Annotated in this window: 12 protein-coding genes and 1 pseudogene; 2 read left to right on the top strand and 11 right to left on the bottom strand. The window is 51.1% G+C overall.

Annotated features, from left to right (window positions below):
- Window positions 1-427 precede the first annotated feature (427 nt).
- From C7E10_RS09735 to C7E10_RS09725, 3 genes are all read right to left on the bottom strand, one after another.
- On the bottom strand, window positions 428-1,198 hold the full coding sequence (locus tag C7E10_RS09735) for an SDR family NAD(P)-dependent oxidoreductase (RefSeq protein ID WP_105327088.1): 771 nt from the start codon (window positions 1,196-1,198) through the stop codon (window positions 428-430).
- Between the two features lie 121 nt (window positions 1,199-1,319).
- Window positions 1,320-2,024, bottom strand: a complete 705-nt coding sequence (locus C7E10_RS09730; RefSeq protein WP_105327087.1) for a DUF542 domain-containing protein — start codon at window positions 2,022-2,024, stop codon at window positions 1,320-1,322.
- A 425-nt stretch (window positions 2,025-2,449) separates the two neighbouring features.
- Window positions 2,450-2,974: an IS3 family transposase gene (locus C7E10_RS09725; RefSeq protein ID WP_160101783.1), complete on the bottom strand. Its 525-nt coding sequence runs from the start codon at window positions 2,972-2,974 to the stop codon at window positions 2,450-2,452.
- A gap of 121 nt (window positions 2,975-3,095) precedes the next feature.
- On the opposite strand from C7E10_RS09725, the gene C7E10_RS09720 reads away from it, so the two are divergent.
- Window positions 3,096-4,172: an IS30 family transposase gene (locus C7E10_RS09720; protein WP_105325528.1), complete on the top strand. Its 1,077-nt coding sequence runs from the start codon at window positions 3,096-3,098 to the stop codon at window positions 4,170-4,172.
- A 30-nt stretch (window positions 4,173-4,202) separates the two neighbouring features.
- Here C7E10_RS09720 and C7E10_RS09715 read toward each other — a convergent pair.
- Window positions 4,203-4,541: pseudogene (locus tag C7E10_RS09715) on the bottom strand (IS110 family transposase); the annotation flags it as partial.
- Window positions 4,542-5,461: 920 nt separating this feature from the next.
- Between C7E10_RS09715 and C7E10_RS09705 the strand changes: the two are divergent.
- Complete coding sequence (locus C7E10_RS09705; protein WP_105327083.1) at window positions 5,462-6,847, top strand: NCS2 family permease; 1,386 nt, start codon at window positions 5,462-5,464, stop codon at window positions 6,845-6,847.
- Between the two features lie 86 nt (window positions 6,848-6,933).
- Here C7E10_RS09705 and C7E10_RS09700 read toward each other — a convergent pair whose 3' ends face one another.
- The 7 genes from C7E10_RS09700 to glyA form a co-directional block, all read right to left on the bottom strand.
- Window positions 6,934-7,839, bottom strand: a complete 906-nt coding sequence (locus C7E10_RS09700) for a permease (protein WP_105327082.1) — start codon at window positions 7,837-7,839, stop codon at window positions 6,934-6,936.
- 67 nt (window positions 7,840-7,906) lie between these two features.
- Window positions 7,907-8,992 carry a DUF362 domain-containing protein gene (locus C7E10_RS09695; RefSeq protein ID WP_105327081.1) on the bottom strand — a complete coding sequence of 362 codons (1,086 nt, stop codon included), beginning with the start codon at window positions 8,990-8,992 and terminating at the stop codon, window positions 7,907-7,909.
- 33 nt (window positions 8,993-9,025) lie between these two features.
- Window positions 9,026-9,556, bottom strand: coding sequence for a cyclophilin-like fold protein (locus C7E10_RS09690; protein ID WP_105327080.1), 531 nt, complete (start codon window positions 9,554-9,556; stop codon window positions 9,026-9,028).
- Window positions 9,557-9,812: 256 nt separating this feature from the next.
- On the bottom strand, window positions 9,813-11,222 hold the full coding sequence (locus tag C7E10_RS09685) for an IS200/IS605 family accessory protein TnpB-related protein (protein WP_105327079.1): 1,410 nt from the start codon (window positions 11,220-11,222) through the stop codon (window positions 9,813-9,815).
- A gap of 978 nt (window positions 11,223-12,200) precedes the next feature.
- The gene (locus C7E10_RS09680; protein WP_105327078.1) at window positions 12,201-12,689 is read right to left on the bottom strand and encodes a deoxycytidylate deaminase; all 489 of its coding nucleotides are present in this window, start codon (window positions 12,687-12,689) and stop codon (window positions 12,201-12,203) included.
- A gap of 1 nt (window position 12,690) precedes the next feature.
- A complete protein-coding gene (gene upp / locus C7E10_RS09675) occupies window positions 12,691-13,317 on the bottom strand; it encodes a uracil phosphoribosyltransferase (RefSeq protein WP_105327077.1) in 627 nt (208 codons plus the stop codon).
- A gap of 30 nt (window positions 13,318-13,347) precedes the next feature.
- Window positions 13,348-14,595, bottom strand: coding sequence for a serine hydroxymethyltransferase (glyA, locus tag C7E10_RS09670; protein ID WP_105327076.1), 1,248 nt, complete (start codon window positions 14,593-14,595; stop codon window positions 13,348-13,350).
- Window positions 14,596-14,620 lie beyond the last annotated feature (25 nt).

Below are 14,620 nucleotides of genomic sequence, written 5' to 3'. Positions count from 1 at the left end.
GTAAAATACTAGGTTTTACAGGTAGTACGGTAGCGCAAAATCGCAGATTTTCCCGGAAAAAGGGTACAAAAAAACACCGTCTCTATACAGAGACGGTGGTCCGTGGTTCCACTCTGCTTACAGCAAACTTCGCTGCAACTCTAACCCGCTAACGTGGGGACATCCGTGCAAGGCTACTATCTAATTCGCCCGCCCGCTCACGGAGGCATTCCAACATACTTGGCTTGCGGCAGGAACTCTCAGCCGGTGATTCCCGCTCTCTGTATGGGCCTTATATGTGTACTTATTCCGATCTTCGCGTTTTCCGTATTTACAATGTTTAGCAATATAGTACGCTAGGAATATCAACTTGTCAAGCGTTTATTTCAAAAAAAGTCATTTGGCCGCTAAATTTTTTCCTAGCATTTTGTTGGAATTTATTTTTTGCTTATTCCCCGTAGGAATAACCAGGATTCAGCGTCACAGCCCGACCCCCGGAAATTTCCACTGCGGTACCCGTCATGTAGCTGGCTTTGCTGCTGGCGGCAAACACAATGGGAGCCGCAATTTCTTCCGGCTTGGCAGCCCGGCGCAGCAGGCACTGCTTCACCTGCTTTTCCAGTTCTCCCGGGGAAATGGTAGCTTCCACCAAGGGCGTCAGGGTAAATCCCGGCAGTATGGAGACCACGCGGATTCCCCGGCTGGCCACTTCTCCGGCAAAGGTATTGGTATAATTGACCACCGCTGCCTTCATGGCCCCGTACAGGGTAGCCCGGCCGCTGGTGGCACAGCGGGCCGCCAGGGAAGCCACGTTCACAATAACGCCCCCCTGTTTTTCCAGATACGGCACCGCGGTTTGGCAGCCCATAACCATGGACTTGAAATTCACCTCATAATGCCGGTCAATCTCCTCAACCGTGTACCATTCCTCCTCCCGGGCAAAGGAGGCTCCTACATTGTTCACCCATACGTCTATATGTCCAAAATGCTGCTTTACCGCTTTGGCAAAGGCATAGACCTGCGCTTCAATGGTCACATCTGCCGGGATGCCAAAGGCCCAGGGCCCCAGCTGGGCCAGTGCCTTGTCCAGGGTTTCCTGCCGGCGCCCGCAAATGGCTACCTGGCAGCCTTCCGCCAGGAACTGCTTGGCCGTGGCCAGGCCGATGCCCGCCGTACCCCCGGTAATGACCGCTACTTTATCTGTCAGTCCTAGATCCATAAGATCATCTCCTTGGCTATAGTCTATCAGAAAGCTAACAGACTGGCAAAGGTGTTTCTGCCGGCTTCGGGTCATAAAAAAGCGGAACTGAACTCAGCCAGTCCCGCTCTTTCTATGCAGTTTATTTCTGGGCTTGTTCCTCGTATTCCGGGAACAGGATGGAATTTTCCTTGAAAATGTGGATGAAAATATCATCGAACAGGGCTTCAAGAGTCTTATAGGTCCGTTCGAAAGTGATGCAGGCATCTGCCGGCAGCGTAAAGTTTTCCGTCAGCTTTTGGATTTCCTTGATCAGGTCCCCGGCTGCGCTATGTTCCTCTTCCAGTTTTTTCACATAGGCCAGGGTCTGGGCGTCCGGCTGGGGCTGCTGCCGCAGCAGCGGGAACACCAGCCGTTCTTCTTTGGCAAAATGTTCTTCCAGCTCCGCCTTCAAAGCGCAGTACAGGTGATGCAGCTGGGTCAGCAGCTCTCCGTGATGGGGATAATGGACGATGAGAATTTTGTTTAACAGCTCCTCTGCCTGGCCCATCATTTCCCGTTCCGTTACGTGGTGGGTCTGTTCCAGGCTGTCCAGCATTTCCGGAATGGACAGTTCCTTAAAGGCGTCCAGGGAAGCCGCAGCTCCCGTTTCCTTGGCCGGCACCTTTTGGGCTGCTGCGTTGAGTTTTGCCAAAAGGTCCTCCAAATTCACGTCCTTTCCCGCTACGCCCTGTTCCAGGGTATGATCCCCGCCGCAGCAGTAGTCCAGATGCAGTTCGTTGAAAAGCCCGATGGTTTGTGGATATTGCCGTACCACTTCCGCAAAAGTGTTGTTTTTCGTAATCATAAGAATGCCTCCCCTGCAGCGGCTTCGTTCCCGCTGCCTTGTTAGCTGTATCATACCCCATTTTTCTTGCCCGGTCCGTTGGAATTACAACATTTCAGCAGAAATCTTTCCTAGCAAAAAAAGGCTGTGAAAAAATGAGCTTTCATTTTTCCACAGCCCCTTCTTTAGCGTTCATTTGTTACAACTATATCCGAACATTTAAACTTCCTCTGAGGCCCTCCGGGCCCCACCTCCTTCACGCTTGGTGTGCTCCCCGTCAAGTAGACAGTTCCTAATAATATAAACCTCTACGCCGCCATTTGGTAGCTATTATGTTTTTGCATAGGGGTCAAACGGCCCAAATTCCGCTGCAAACGGCCACTGTTGTAATACTCCATGNTTGGTGTGCTCCCCGTCAAGTAGACAGTTCCTAATAATATAAACCTCTACGCCGCCATTTGGTAGCTATTATGTTTTTGCATAGGGGTCAAACGGCCCAAATTCCGCTGCAAACGGCCACTGTTGTAATACTCCATGTAGTTATTAATCATCGTTACCAAAGCTTTACGGCTGTCGAAGTCACGAGTATAGTACCGTTCTCTTTTCAGCATGCCCCAGAAGCCTTCCATCGGGCCATTATCAATGCATTTTCCTATCCGTGACATACTCTGCGTCATACCAGCATCTAGAATCATCTTGCGGAAATCCCTGCAGGTGTATTGGAATCCCCGGTCAGAGTGAAACAGGGGATGCGCGCCAGGGTTTTTCAACAATGCCTTATTGAAGGTATTGAATACCAAATTTTTATCGTTCCGGTTGCTTATCACATAGGAAACAATTCGTCTGTCATACAGGTCAATAATCGCGCTCAGATATACCTTATGCACAACTACCCCCTCATAGTAGTGAAATTCTGAGACGTCAGTACACCATTTCTGGTTAGGGGCATCGGCTTTAAATTCCCTATTCAAGATATTTTCTGTGGGTCAGTTGTAAAATGAACTTGAACAGTTAATCAAAAAATAAAAATCCATAGTGAAGCCTCATGCTAAAATGGTTTTGCGAGAAATCATCAACAAAGGAGCAATCACGATGGATCACATCCATTCTAACACAATGGAGGACGTACGTATCCCCGGCCGCCATCTTTCTTTGGAAGAACGTGGTATGATTCAAGCTCTGCATCGTCAAGGGCTTTCCCTTCGCAACATTGCTGCTGCAGTAGGATGTGCTCATACGACTGTTTTCTATGAGCTTCGGCGTGGAACGCCGGAACGAAAAAGCAAGCACGGTCGTGCCCCACAGTATATGGCAAAGCGCGGTCAGAAGGCATACGCAAAGAATCGCAAGAACTCCAGGAAGACTTGCAAAATCGATCATGACGACTGCGAATCGTTCATCCAATGGATGGTAGAACAAGTCCGCCAGGAACGTTGGTCACTGGATGCCTGCGTTGGCTATGCTAGGCGGAACAAGCTATTTACGCCGGAACAGATTCCCTGTACCAAGACGCTTTACAACATGCTTTGGGCTAATAAGCTTCCGCTGTCGCTCTTCGAAGTCCCGCGAGCCTTAAAGCATAAACACCGTCGGAAATGGGTACGTAAGAACAAGCGTATGAAGGGTCGCTCCATTGAGGAACGTCCTGCCGTCGTCAATGAAGGTACCGAAATTGGCCACTGGGAAGTGGACACGGTCGTTGGTCAGCGTGCAGGCCGTGAGGCAGTAGTCTTCACTGCTGTTGAAAAGGTTACGCGCAACTACATCGCCATCCGCATTCCTGGACGTACCTGTGCCGGCGTTGAATCCGCTCTTGCACAGTTGCAGGAGCTATATGGCGCAGAGCGCTTCAGCCAGATTTTTAAGACGATGACGGCCGATAACGGTCCTGAGTTTGAGAACTTGTCACAGTTCGAGAGTCTCGGCACCAAGATGTACTTTACACATTCGTACAGCTCGTGGGAACGGGCTCAAAACGAACGCCACAATGGCTTGCTGAGGGATTTCATCCCAAAGGGCATGTCCGTAGAGCGGTTCTCTGATGAGGATATCCTGAACATGGCAGATACGCTGAACCAGCGCCCACGTCGTGTTTTGGGCTACCATACGCCGTCAGAGCTATTTGATGCATTCCTCGATGAAGTTTATGCTATTGAGTGTGTTTCTTGATTATAGTTGTTCAAATTCAACTTGCAATTTACCAATAAAAGTTTTTCGGTAATTCGCTGTGATTTTTGGATTGAGACAATAAACATACGGATGAAAAGGCATGAGAATTTCGCTGGCTGACAGGAAATTGGCAATATGAATACTGTACATGGAGGTGGATTCTAATGCGAAAACGATAGTATTTAGATTTCGATGAGAAAGCATACATTTACAGATAGCATTCGCCAATTTTTCAGCGCCAGGCTGATTATTAGGGAAAGAATCAGAAAGAAGCTTATTCTGTTCAAAGTCCATGGCATAGACAACATTGGATTTTGAACTTACATCAATACCGACGTATAAAGTTGACAAAGTGTTGATCTTAATCAAGATATCATCCTCCTTCCCAGATCAGATTTGTGAAGCCTGAGCAAAAGGTTTATCCCAGGCATCATGAAGTAACCGCAACCTCGCGCAATTAGCATTCATCCTGTCAGCCTTTTTGCTGGTGCTAAGGCAGGAGATGCAACTTCTGTGTTAGCGGAGTAATGCTTCATGAGCTGGGCCGCATGCTAAAGGGAGCAGACACAGACGAACTGGCTGCAAGGGGAGATAGCAGTGCCTCCGGACATCAGACTCTACTGATATCGTACCATGGGAAAACCTTTTGTTACAGAGCTTCAGATTGTATAGACGGGAAACCGGAAGAGGAAAATTCTCCGAATGGTTCTTACCGCTATACGCACAAAAAATATGTATGTGAGCTGTTTTTAATAACTCACATACATATCATACGAGGGGAGAGGAAAGCATCACTACCTTTGCGAAAGGTAGTGATGCAGGAGAGTGGATACCCTGAACCAGCACACTTCAGGTTCGCTGACCGCACCAACTGGTGGCTATGTTTTCAAAAATAGTCAGCGCTCCGTCGCTTTTTTGAAAATATACCCCAAAGAGAACGGAAAGGCAAACATTGCGAACAACAACCAAGTAGCCCGAATGGGCCTGCACCCATATTAGTAGCGCACCATTGCGTCCCCCATCCAAGATTAGCGGTTCGCCGTATTCCAGGCAGTTTCGCCCTGTGGGCTTGCTTTCCGGACGGCTATCACAGGGCTAGCGCTTTTATCGGTTGTTGCGGTCCATGGAGTATCGTCTCCAATTTTTTATGGTAGTCTACCCCACTAAGTTGTCTTTTTTGGGGTAAAATTTGCTATAATAGAAGTTATTCTACAAAAGAGCGGGTTAAAACCGTTTCTTTTCTTACAAAAATCATTTCTATAGGGGGAAGAAAGAGGAGCTAATTTTCTATGGAACAATTTCTTGAACGGGTCTTCCGCCTGAAGGAAGCTCACACCACGGTCCGGACGGAAATCATCGCCGGGCTTACCACGTTTATGACCATGGCTTATATTCTGATCGTCAATCCTATGGTGCTCAGTACTACGGGTATGGACCGGGGGGCTTTGTTGACGGTGACTGCGATTGCGTCCATTGTGGGGACGCTGTGCATGGCTGCCTTTGCCAACTATCCCTTCGCCCTGGCCCCGGGTATGGGGCTGAACGCCTACTTTGCCTACACGGTAGTCCAGCAGATGGGCTATTCCTGGCACACGGCTTTGACCGCCGTTTTTGTGGAAGGGATTATCTTCATTCTGCTGACGCTGACCAGCATCCGGGAAGCGATTTTCAACGCCATTCCCCTGACCCTGAAGCAGGCCATTACGGTGGGCATCGGGCTGTTCATTGCGTTTCTGGGGCTTCAGAACTCCCGGATTATCGTCGCTAACCCAGCCACCAAGGTTTCCCTGTACTCCTTTTCCCAGGCCCTGGCTAACGGCACCTTCCACAGTGTGGGGATTACAGTGCTGCTGTCCCTGCTGGGCATCCTGTTCACGTCCATTTTGATCATCAAAAAGGTCAAGGGCAATATCCTGTTTGGGATTCTGGGCACCTGGTTTGTGGGCATGGTCTGCGAAGCCACAGGGCTGTACGTGCCGGACCCCAGCCTGGGTACCTTCAGCGTATTTCCCAATTTTTCCGGGGGTCTGGCGTCCTTCCTGCCCCGGGATCCGTCCCCGTTATTTATGCAGCTGGACTTTAGCCATATTTTCTCCTTGGACTTCTTCGCCGTGATTTTTGCCTTCCTGTTTGTGGATCTGTTTGATACCCTGGGCACCATTATCGGCGTGGCCACCAAGAGCAAAATGCTGGACGAAAACAACAAGCTGCCCAACATCCGGGGAGCACTGCTCGCCGATGCAGTAGCTACCTGCGCCGGGGCGGTACTGGGGACCAGCACCGTAACCACCGTGGTGGAAAGTGCTGCCGGGGTTTCCGAAGGGGGCCGGACCGGTCTCACCGGGGTCATCGTGGCCCTCTTGTTCGCCGTTTCCCTGTTCCTCTCCCCGTTCTTTATGGCCATTCCTTCCTTCGCTACGGCTCCTGCGCTAATTCTGGTGGGCTTTTTGATGTTCAGCTCCATTACGGAAATCAGCTTCCAGGATTTCAGCGAAACCATTCCGGCCTACATTGCCATTATTGCCATGCCCTTCTGCTACAGCATTTCTGAAGGCATTTCCTTTGGCATCATCAGCTACGTGGTTATGAACCTGCTCACTGGAAAGCGGAAGAAACTGAATCCGCTGATGGGCGGTTTGGCGGTAGTGTTTGTGTTGAAGTATTTTATGTTGTAAAAAGTTGCTACAACAAGAAAAGTCAGGCTCTTCTCTGCGATGCAGAGAGGAGCCTGACTTTTTGGTTGTGCAGTTTTTGAATTTCCTCAAGCAACGAAAATTCCGTTCACCAGCAGCCCCGTCACCAGGGCGAATAGCATAACAAATCCGATGTACAGCAAGAAGTGTTTCAGTCCCAGGACGATTTTCAGTGCGCCCAGGTTGGTAATTTTGGTGGCGGGGCCGGTGAGCATAAAGGCGGCGGCGCTGCCCAGGCTCATGCCTTCTGCCAGCCACTGCTGGAGCAGGGGGATGGTGCCTCCGCCGCAGGCATACAGGGGTACGCCAATGGTGGCGGCCATCAGGACGCCCCAGGCTTTGTTGCCGCCAAAGACCTGGGTCATCAGCTGGGCGGGTACGTAGCGCTGGAACAGGGCGGAAAGCAGGATGCCAAACAGGAAATAGGGTCCGGTGGCTCTCAGGTTCCTGCCCACGTTTTTCACATACCGCAGCAGCAGGTTGGGGTCTGTGTCATGGCTCACGGGTTCCTGAAACCGACCAAAGGTGAAGAAGGGTTTGTGCCGGAAGAAGATCCGCACCAAAAGGCCTGCCGCCACCCCGCACAAAAAGCAGGTGACCACCCGAATCAGCAGGGCGGTTTTCCCCAGGGCCATACTGTAGATAATCAGCTGGGGATTTAGCAGCACCGAGGCCATGGCAAAGGCGGCCAGCCAGTCGTCCTTTACGCCGCTTTGGGAAAAGGAGGCGGCCAGGGGAATGGTGCCGTACATACAAAGAGGAGAGGCAATGCCCAGGGCGCTGGCGGCCAAAAGGCCCAATACGCCTGTGTGGACCCTGCCCAGGGTGCGGACAGCGCCGTGGATTTTGTCCTTCAAAAAGACGGAAACGGCGGAGCCCAGCAGCATACCCAGGACCCAGTAGCCAAAAATCTGGTCCAATTGCAGGGTAAAGTAGTACCAGATATACACCATTTCCCGCTGGAGAATTTCCATACTCCCCCTCCTTTCCTAATTTGCTAAAAGCGGCCGGCCCGCTGGGTCAGCCGCCTTTATTTGTTTTTTAGTCCAAATCAATCAGCTGGTAGCTCCGGGAGCCCAGGCCGATTTTTTCGGCGCTTTCCAGGGTGTGGATACCGTGCCGGTCTTCAATCCGGTGCACCAGGGCGTCGCTGCCCTTGGAGGCATACACCAGGTCCACGCAGGCCTGGTCCAGGGCCACCGGGTCCGTGGAGGCCAGGATACCGATGTCGTGGATATCCGGTTCTGCCGGGTTGCCGTTGCAGTCGCAGTCAATGGACAGCCGGTTCATGACATTGATATACACAATCCGGTCCCCATTGCCCAGGGCCGTGGAAACGGCCTTGCCGGCGTCCGCCATGGCTTCCAGGAAGGCGTCCTGTTTACCGCTCCAGGGGTCCGTCATACTGGTGCCGCCGCTGTGGATCCAGGCTTTGCCCTGGCTGGAGCCCAAGCCAATGGAAATATTCTTGATGGCGCCGCCGAACCCGGCCATGGCATGGCCCTTGAAGTGGGACAGCACCAGATAATCGTCGTAGTCCTTAAAGGCTGCGCCTACGTAGTCTTCCTTCAGCCGCTGACCACCGCTGACCGGCAGTGCCAGGGAGCCGTTTTCGTCCAAAATCTGGAAATTGGCTATGTCCGTAAAGCCATGGTCCTTGGCCACCTGGTAGTGCATGGCGGTGGTGGAACGGCTGCCGCCGTAGGCCGTATTGCATTCCACAATGGTGCCGTTCACCTTGTGGACCAGTTCCCCAATGAGTTTGGGGGACAGGTAGTTGCTGGCGGGAGGTTCCCCGGTGGACAGCTTCACAGCTACTTTCCCGGCGGGTTTCCAGCCCAGGGCGTCGTAGGCCTTGATCATAGCTTCCGGGGTAATGTCGGCAATAAAGTATACCTTGGGGGCTTCCTTATTGGTGGTATAGTGTTTCAGTTGGGCCAGGTCAAGGACCGCTCCCCCATTGGTGGTCAGGGTTCCGGCGGCAGAGGCTGCTGCCGTGGTTTTGGCCGTGCTGCCCACCGGCTTGGCCTCATTGGGTCCGGCTGCCCCGGCGCTGCTGCCGCAGGCTGTAAAAGCCAGGGAGCCCAGCAGCAAAAGCCCCGCCAGCAAACCTTTTTTCTTATCCATAATACCGCTCCTTTCTGCGCACTGCTTTGCTTCTCAGGGTCTGGTCAGGGACAGGGTCACCTGGACCTTCCCCGGGCCAAAGGCCTGCAGCAGCTGGTCCTTGGTCACGCCTGGAATCTTGCCCAGCCGGGTAAAGTCCCAGGTATTCTGGTCATAGTAAATGGTAATTTTATCACCCTGGTAGAGGATCACGTCCCCGGGTTCCGTGGTGATTTTCGTATCGTTCCGGGGCAGCTCGGTGCCCAGGGGGCCTACCTTTTCAAAATGGCCATAGTCTTCCAGGCTCAGGGTAATGGTCCCCTTTTCCAGAAGTTTTTTCAGGGCCTGGGCACTGGTGTTGTCGGCAAATACTGCCGGGAACACCTGGCTTCCGGCTTTCACATAAAAGGTATTGCCTTCCTGCACCTGGGTGCTGCTCCCCTTGTCCGGGGCAGCCGCTGCTGTTTGGGCAGGCGGCGGAGCCGTTTTCTCGCTGCTGGTACTGCCGCTGGCAGAGCAGGCGGACAGGCTAAAGAGCAAAGCCCCCAAAAGCAGGAGCGCTCCTAATTTCTTTCTGTTTTCCAATGGTATCCCCCCTATTGCCAAAAACAGTTTCTCTTGGGCCTACGCCGTAAAATAAAATCATACAAAACAGGGTAAGACAAATTCCCAATGATTTCGAGTGTTACGGCACACTCATATTTACCAACAGCTCAATTCTGTTTCTCTTATTGCTAAGTGGCACAACAAAATATAACTGTTGTTGTCTATTTTATAGTTTCCGTTAAGTACAAGGACTGCAATCTCTTGGAAGCAGTTCTTTCTTAACGGAAGTTTTTGTTTATGAGGACTTCTTTTTGCTTATATATTCATCTGCGAAGCCCTGACCTCTACGAGCAATAACATAACTTGCTCCTTGGTGAATAACGAGTTTCTTTTTGTCACAATACTTTTGCTTTGCAATCTTGCTCGTATACGCAGGATTGACTTGAATCAAATTAACATTCCGTTTAAAACAACAATTTTCGAAAGTTTCCTTATACCTCGAATAGTCAAAGGCGTGAATCATTTTATTGTACGCCTTGCCCTGGTCTGACTTTGCTTTGGTGATTTCTGCCTTAGATCCTTTAAAGTCTAAATCCTCAATAACAATGTCTTTCCCAACAGATATTGCGTAGTTTACAATCTTAGAGGTTACCTCTCGAATTTCGGACTTTGCTCTATTTCCCATACCATGATAATGCAAATCATAGTGTTTTAGCCCGACAAGATTTCCCGTTTCATTGGTCTCGGCAAGTTCGATAAAGCCATCATTGTAATCCAAGCCAATCGTTCCATACGTTTTTCGGGTCCTGTAGCTGTCGGTATCTATATCGAACGTTACCATAGCTTGCAGATAACACTTGCTGCCACGGAATACGATACGATAGCTAACGCCATGGCTTTTCTGTACAATGGTTTTTGCTAGCAAGCTGCTCATATACTTAAAAATACAAGCTCCATAAACGTACTCCCGAGCTTTTGTGTTCTTACGCAGCTGAATAACGAAACGATTACCTTTACCCGAGTGTACCATTGGTGTTAGTTGCAGTATCTGATTACAGCGAAATTCATCCTTCGCTCCGATATACAAGGAACGATTATCTCTCTGCTCACGGAAATGTTCCAGCCAGACCTTATGACTTGTCAGATTATTGTTTTCAAGATTATGCTGTGCATAAAACAGCTTCTTTGAGCCAAAGCAGAGATGCAAATCTTTGCTCTGAAGCTCTTTCAGCAGGTTAGCCTGCTTTTGTTTGAGGCGGTTAATCTTTTGACCCGTGTAAAAGATTTTCTCTTTTTGCCTGCGATAATATCTCAAAGCAGAAGGTGACAACTGATTGTTTCGAGCTTTTTCCTTCAAAGCAAATACTTGTTTACAAAGTTTATTCCGTTTACTGTAGAGTTTCGTTATTTTTCCACTCAACTGCTTATACTCATACCATTTCAACTGATATAAGCCTCGATATAAACCCTCGACTTCAGAGATAACAGAATTAGCAAAACGCTTGTTTACTCCAAATTGTATTTGTAAAAGCGTATTGAACTGGCTTTTCTTTACAGAGAACTTGCCGCCATTGTTATAACGATGCCACGCAAAGCGTAACATTCTGCCATAGAGAGCATTATACTCCTTGACGTATTTAATTAGATCAGCATTATCATTTTGATTGAGTCGTGTTTCAAGCGTAAAGGTTTTAGAGACAATCACAGCATCACCTCCATTCTGTAAATTATTAATACTATTATATTACAAAATGCAATTATATTGTTCGAATTTTGTACAAAATAATCATGTTTATATGGTTTTGTATGATTTTTAGAAACTGCTGTTTAACCCTCTTATTCTAAATTATAGGCTTCCCCAAAACCTGCCGCAAATACTTTGTTCCAATAGTACATAATACGGCAAAAGCATGGAAAGACCCCGGGACTGCCCCATACAAACGACAAAAGGGACTGTGAAAAATAAAAGTTTTTCCGAGGTTACCGCTGCCTGGATGAACTTTCTCAGTTAGCTTTGCGGCCGGTATCGGAACCCCATCCCGGCTGCGCATTGTTCTTTTAGGGCGCAGCCTCCCTTCCCCTTTACCAGTGCACGCCAAGCAGTGCACTGGTAAGTGGAAGGCATGCGGCCGGGGGCCGCGAAAAAACTGGTTTGAACCTCATCCGTCGCCTCCGGCGACACCTTCTCAGTGGTTCGCGGCTCGCTGCGCAGCTTCACCCTGCGGGTTCGCTTTGCAGGCCGCTATCACATGGCTCACATTAGCCAAGAGCCTTTAGATAATCGTTCGGCTCTTGGATGTGAGCGCAACGCTTTGCAGAAGGCTTCCAGGCCACCACGGGTCAAGTGAAATCTAAAATATAGTGCTGATAAGAACTTGAATCGTAATGGTTATGAAAGCTTCCTGAGTGGTTCGCCGTACTCCGTTCTCCTTCACCCTGCGGGTTCGGCTCACGGACGGCTATCACATAGGTCGCATATACCAAATGTCCTCGGAGAACTGTACTGACATTTGGATGCGACCGTAAAGCGTTGCGGCCGCATCCAAACATCCCCAAAAATATCCCAGAGGTATGCCAACCACAGCAATCGCCTAGGCCGTTCCTCCCAACCCACAAAAAATGGCTTGCGAACTCAATCGAGCTCGCAAGCCATTTTTTCACAGCCGCTTTACGCAGCTGCCGCTTATTTCGTTTCTATTTTCTCCGGTTTTTCCACTTCTGTGCCAGGGTGGAAGACCTCCAGCTTCAGTTCGTGGTCGCTTTTCAGCATTTCCTCAGCCAGTTTATCCGGGTACGGGTTGGCGTACACAATCCGGGTAATGCCTGCGTTGATGAGGATTTTGGAGCACACCACGCAGGGCTGGTGGGTGCAGTACAGGGTGGCGCCCTGGGTGGAAACCCCGTTCACCGCCGCCTGGATGACTGCGTTCTGCTCCGCATGAATGCCCCGACAAAGCTCATGGTTCTGGCCGCTGGGCACATGGAGCTTTTCCCGGAGGCAGCCCACTTCTTCACAGTGGGGCAGGCCCTTGGGGGTACCGTTGTAGCCGGTGGCCAGGATCTGCCGATCCCGCACCAGCACGGCGCCCACCTTCCGTCTCAGGCAGGTGGAACGCTTGGACACCACCTGGGCAATCTCCATAAAATAGCTGTCCCAATCCGGTCTTTCCATTTTATTCCACCGTTCCGAACACCCGGTCGCCGGCATCGCCCAGACCAGGCACAATGTAGCCATGTTCGTTCAGATGATCATCCAGGGCTGCGGTGTAGATGGGCACATCGGGATGTACCTTGTTCACCAGTTTCACGCCGTCCGGAGCTGCTACCAGGCACATGAAGCGGAAGTGCTTGTAGCCGTCGGCCTTGAGCATGCTGAGAGCTGCCACGGCGCTGCCGCCGGTAGCCAGCATGGGGTCAATCAGGATGATTTCAGCATCTTTGTCCTTGGGAATCTTGCAGTAATATTTGATGGGTTCCAGGGTTTCTTCGTTCCGGGTAAGGCCGATATGGCCTACGTTGGCTTCCGGAATCAGGTCCATGACGGCGTCCAGGAAACCCAGGCCGGCACGCAGAATGGGCACTACGGTAATGCCGCTGACGTCCAGTTCATACCCGGTAGTTTCTTCCAGGGGGGTGGTAACTTTCTTTTCCCGTACCGGCAGGTCCCGGGTAACATCAAACAGAATCAGCTGGGCAATCTGGTCCAGCAGTTGGCGGAATACCACAGGAGGGGTATTCTTATCACGCAGACGGGTCATTTTTTCTTTGATTAAAGGATGGTTGACAACTTGGATTTGCATGGTTTTGGCGCTCTCCTTTTATGTTTTTGCTTACAAATTAGGATACAGGGGGAACTTCTGGCACAGGGCAGCAACCCGCCGCTTGGCCTGTTCCTGGGCATCTTCCTTACCGGGATTGCTCAGCACCAGGCCGATGATTTTGGCCACTTCCCGGAAGTCTTCTTCCTTAAAGCCCCGGGTGGTGCAGGCTGGGGAACCCAGCCGGATGCCGCTGGTAACAAAGGGGCTGGCCGGGTCAAAGGGAATGGTGTTCTTGTTGCAGGTAATTCCCACTTCGTCCAGCATATGTTCGGCTTCCTTGCCGGTAAGGTTCTTGTTCCGCACATCCACCAGCACCAGATGGTTATCGGTGCCGCCGGAAACCAGGCGCAGGCCTTCCTGGGTCAGCTGGTCTGCCAGGGCAGCAGCGTTTTGCAAAATCTGTTTCTGGTATGCCTTGAACTCCGGCTTCAGGGCTTCGCCAAAGGCTACGGCCTTGCCGGCAATGACGTGCATCAGGGGACCGCCCTGGGTACCGGGGAATACAGCCTTGTCAATGGCTTTGGCGTATTTTTCCGGGCACAGGATCATGCCGCCCCGGGGGCCCCGAAGGGTCTTGTGGGTGGTGGTGGTCACTACGTCCGCATAGGGAATGGGGCTGGGATGAAGCCCTGCCGCAATAAGGCCGGCAATATGGGCCATGTCAATCATCAGCACCGCCCCCACCCCGTGGGCAATGGCGGCCATCCGTTCAAAGTCGATGGTCCGGGCGTAGGCGCTGCCGCCGCCGATAATCATCTTGGGCTGGCATTCCTTGGCGATGGCTTCCATCTTGTCGTAGTCGATGACTTCCGTTTCCGGGTCCACGCCGTAGGCTACAATATGGAAGTAGCTGCCGGAAATGTTCACCGGGCTCCCATGGGACAGATGCCCGCCCTGGGACAGGTTCATACCCATAATGGTATCCCCGGGTTTTACGAAGGCAAAGAAGGCAGCCAGGTTGGCGTTGGCGCCGCAGTGGGGCTGCACGTTGGCATGCTCTGCCCCAAACAGTTCGCAGGCTCTCTGGCGGGCCAGTTCTTCTACCTGGTCCACGTATTCACAGCCGCCGTAGTAGCGGTGGCCGGGATAGCCTTCGGCATATTTATTGGTGAGTACGCTGCCCATGGCGTCCAGGACAGCCGGGGAAACAAAGTTTTCCGAAGCAATCAATTCAATCTTGTTTCTCTGTCTGCCCAGTTCCCGGCCAATGGCGGCGGCTACCTGGGGGTCAGCGGTGGTCAAGTTTTCCAAATTCATGTGCTTCCTCCTTTTTTGTCAGGCC

This window comes from Acidaminococcus hominis (assembly GCF_900291475.1).
GTDB classification, from domain to species: domain Bacteria; phylum Bacillota; class Negativicutes; order Acidaminococcales; family Acidaminococcaceae; genus Acidaminococcus; species Acidaminococcus hominis.
The sequence above is the reverse complement of the archived record's forward strand: the minus strand, read 5'-3'. Positions and strand labels throughout refer to the sequence as shown.